The organism is Bacillus sp. JJ1503 (assembly GCF_036965125.1).
In the GTDB taxonomy this organism is placed as follows: domain Bacteria; phylum Bacillota; class Bacilli; order Bacillales; family Cytobacillaceae; genus Cytobacillus.
Genome location: NZ_JBALOZ010000127.1, coordinates 3,503 through 6,659, shown reverse-complemented (window position 1 = coordinate 6,659; position 3,157 = coordinate 3,503). Strand labels below are relative to the sequence as shown.

Sequence of the window (3,157 nt, the reverse complement as noted above, 5' to 3'; positions counted from 1 at the left end):
CAACCTCCTATTACGAGTCAGACTATTTTCCCAATTTAAACAAATAGATTAGGAATTAAAATATTTCTGACTATTTGTTTAATATATTGATAGTATATTATTTTTCAATTAGTCTGTCAAAACAATATTTTCTTAATAATATCATTTTTTAAAAATAGTTTTGTTGATTTGTTGATTTTATAGTATTTTTTACTATAAATAAGGTGCTGAAGCGCTAAATTTTTATAGCCAAAAGAGACCTTTCCATATCCGGTAAGGTCTTTATAAATATTATTCAATTTACAACGCAAGGTTTTTCTGTTTTTTCGGCAACTAAAATCTCCTTAACAGAATGATAAATTTTTGTATGTGAATCAGCTATTAAAAAAATTGCTGATTCAACCTACAGGAACTCTTAAATTTGGCATCTCTACCTCACCCGGACTTGAGATGGTTTAGTAGATTGTCTCTACAAATATATCAAAATAGTATCTCTGTTTCGAGTTGATTAATTAAAAGCAGTATCACAGCTAATAATAATTACGTTCAACTCCTGCTTTAAATCAATCTCATAAGGAATTACTTTTTCACCATGATGCTCCATGATTCTAATATGAGGGCGGTCGCCTAATCCAGTATTTTGGCTGGAAACAATTCCTTTTCGTCCATCATTTAGAACGACCGATAAACCAACTGGATAAATAGCAACCGCTAGTCGAAAGGCTTCAATCACCTTTTGATCAAATAATGCCCCCGAACCAGCATAAAGGATTTCGAGCGCTTCACTTGGGAGCATCGCTTTTCTATAAACTCGATTAGAGGTGACTGCATCAAACACATCTGCTACAGCAATTATTTTTCCAAAATAATGAATGTCCGGTCCTAGCAAGCCTCTTGGATAACCTGTCCCATTCATTCGTTCATGATGCTGATAGGCACAATGCGCTACTAATAGCGGGATGGTATGTACCTTTCTTAAAATTTCAAATCCTTCCTCTGCGTGCTTTTTAATAGTCTCATACTCATGATCCGAGAGCTTTTCAGGTTTCAAGAGGATTTCTAACGGGACTTTGAGCTTTCCAATATCATGGAAAATCGCCCCAAGACCTAAAGTTTCAAGCTCCTTAGTCGTTAGCTTTAATTCCATTCCAATCGCTAAGGAATAAAGAGTGACATTTAATGAATGGATAAATATATAATTATCATGTGTAAATGCATCTGAAAGAAGATTAAGTAATTCCTTTTTCTCCTTTATTTCTGTTAAAAGACTACGGATGATGCCAGATAATCGCTTTGATGCCTTGTCAACAACATATGAACCTGTAAGGCTCGGGTCTCTTTGAATTTCCTCAAACGTGCTACTGATCGTTTGAATAGCTTCCAGACGTATAGTATCTGATATGCTTCCGTTATACTCTATATCCTCTGTTCCGTTTTCTTTAATAAAAATATAACTAATGCCTAAATCCTGAAGGCGCTGAATCAATGATTCTTTTAATGTTATTCCTTCATTTAATAATACTTGACCCTTTTCATTGTAAATAGCTTTTGCAAGGACTGTACCGGCCTCGACTGAAGTTGTTGTGACTAGTCTCATGAAATACACCTTTTCATTGTGAAGTTCCATTATCTTCCATGTATAATTAGAATATTTTTCTACTTTTTGCGACGTTTTTCCTATTATTTCTACATTAACCTTTCAAGTACAGATATTTCAACCTACAAAGGTCCCTTTTTTTTATAATAAAACGGGAGCCAGTTCATAAATTAGTCAAAAAAAGAGGCACCCTCAACAGGATGCCTAAATCATCTTCAATAGTGCTTCTCTTCCAACCATCCCTTTATGGATGCCTAAAGCTTCGGCTTCATATGTGACTGATTCAAGTGGGGCATTAAGAAGCTGATCGATTGTTTTCACACCTACTGCTCTTCCTGCAATGACTTTCCGGTCTTTAAGCTTCTCATTTAATAATGCGACATCAAGAGCACCGCACATAATATATCCTTTTTCGTTTGTCACAACAAGTAAAATTGTTTTTGGCAACTGCACCGAGACACTTAGAAATGAGTGTCCCTGAATGTCTATCGGCTTTAAATCAATCAATGAAATAAACACTCCTTTCCCTTCCCATAACAAAGTATGCACGGCTAAGGGAAAGCGTGTATTAATTGCTAGACTAGTTTGTGGAAAAATTTACTTGGCGGTCAGCTAAAAAAGGTTTAATTGACGTGGGGCTAAGTCCTTATATTCTATATTCAATAAATCAATTAGCTGCAAGGCATTGTCCGCTGCGTCTCCGCCAGAATTATTATTAAAAACGACATATACCTTTTTGCAGGCTTCTTCCAAATTCTTGAGGTGCTTAACCCATTCAGAAAGCTCTTGATGGTTATAGCGATATAAATATCTGACTTCCCGCCAGTTATCAGCATTTTTCTTAAGCCAGCCGTGAACATTCCTGCCATGAAAGCGAATGAGCACTTTCTCATTATTAGCCGTTTCTAACACAGTTGGTACAGAGCCCTCTCCAGCCTGAGGTTCATCACAAATAGAATGGATCCAATTTTCTTCCTTGATAAATTGAATCGTTTTTTCCTTGTACTCGGGTTTAAACCATGACTGGTGCCTGAATTCTAGTGCACATGGGAGATCCCCCATCTTTTCTTTACACCAGCGCAAATAGTCTACATTCTGCTTCCTACAGTCGAACCAAGGAGGAAATTGAAAAAGGATCATCGCTAAATTATTTCCTTCTATATATGGCTGTAAAGAGTCTTTAAAAGCGGCAAACATTTCATCCTTATCTTGAAAAGGAATTTCCCCTCTTTCATGACCAGTCATTCCCTGGTAGGCTTTAACAATAAACTGAAAAGAATCAGGAGTATTTTTCACCCATCTCTCTGAATTTCTTTTTGGCTGTATGGCATAGAATGATGCATCCACTTCCACTGTAGGAAAATAACCGCTATATTCCTTTAATTTATCCCGTGGAGAAATATTTTGAGTATATAAGCTATCATGATCTCCCCATCCTGTTACACCGATTAGAATCATAGGGGCACCTCCTTGTGAACATATTAGCATACTTGAACTGTTTCTTTCCTTTTTTAGTAAATGAACAAGCTTTGTTTTTACCGTTAAGGCTTCCTTTTATCTTTTTCGGTAAATGAACAGCTC

The 3,157-nt window shown here is 36.2% G+C and carries 3 protein-coding genes; all 3 read right to left on the bottom strand.

Going from position 1 to position 3,157, the window contains the following annotated elements; all coding sequences use genetic code 11:
• Positions 1–487: 487 nt before the first annotated feature.
• The gene (locus tag V7149_RS11185) at positions 488–1,576 is read right to left on the bottom strand and encodes an HD-GYP domain-containing protein (protein WP_335345706.1); all 1,089 of its coding nucleotides are present in this window, start codon (positions 1,574–1,576) and stop codon (positions 488–490) included.
• A gap of 204 nt (positions 1,577–1,780) precedes the next feature.
• Entirely contained in the window at positions 1,781–2,083 is a 303-nt protein-coding gene (locus V7149_RS11180; RefSeq protein ID WP_335345708.1) for a YunC family protein, read from the bottom strand.
• A 105-nt stretch (positions 2,084–2,188) separates the two neighbouring features.
• Positions 2,189–3,034, bottom strand: coding sequence for a DUF72 domain-containing protein (locus V7149_RS11175; RefSeq protein WP_335345705.1), 846 nt, complete (start codon positions 3,032–3,034; stop codon positions 2,189–2,191).
• Positions 3,035–3,157 lie beyond the last annotated feature (123 nt).